This is a genomic window from Streptomyces sp. NRRL WC-3549 (assembly GCF_000721935.1).
GTDB lineage: Bacteria > Actinomycetota > Actinomycetes > Streptomycetales > Streptomycetaceae > Streptomyces.
Window position 1 is genome coordinate 71,350 of record NZ_KL585398.1, and the last position, 693, is coordinate 72,042.

The window sequence follows — 693 nt, forward strand, 5'->3', positions numbered from 1 at the left end:
CCGCGAGACCGCCGAGGCGGCCACCCGCGCCCAGGTCGCCTCCGTGGTCTTCTGCACCCTGCGCTTCGCGCCGGGAACGGCCGACTGGATCGCCGGACAGGCCGCGGCCGGCGGCTGGTTCACGGCCCGCGCCCAGTGGCTCGCCGCCCTGTACGCCCCTGGAACCGGCAACGAGTTCGCCGCCTCGCCCTGGCGGCGCGAGAAGGGCGGACTGTGGGACTGCGGCCCGCACGCCCTCTCGGTGCTGATCCCGGTCCTGGGCGACGTGACGGACGTGGTGGCGGCGCGCGGACCGGCCGACGCCACCCATCTGCTGCTCCGGCACGCCTCCGGCGCGTCCAGCACCGTCACCCTCGCACTGGACGCACCGTCGGCGGCGGCGGGCACGGAGGTGGAGTTCCGGGGCGAGCACGGGGTCTTCGCCCTGCCCGAGGGCGGCGGCGACGCCCGGGACGCCTTCCGGGCGGCCGTGGACGCGCTGATCACCGCGGCCCGTACCGGGGTGGCGCACCCCTGCGACGTACGGTTCGGCCTGCGCCTCACCGAAGTGCTCGCCGAGGCCGAGGCGCAGCTGGGCCCGGTACGCGCCTGACCGGCCGCCCGGGACGGCCGGTCAGAACGTGCCACCGTCCTCGCCCGCCGGACACCGCCCGGTCCACGGCGGCGCCACCGTGGCCGCCGCCGTGAACCGGC

The 693-nt window shown here is 77.8% G+C and carries 1 protein-coding gene; it reads left to right on the top strand.

Annotation, left to right across the window (positions count from 1 at the left end; genetic code table 11):
- A partial coding sequence (locus IH13_RS0114625) for a Gfo/Idh/MocA family protein (protein ID WP_031084527.1) occupies positions 1–592 on the top strand: 592 nt, incomplete at its 5' end.
- Positions 593–693 lie beyond the last annotated feature (101 nt).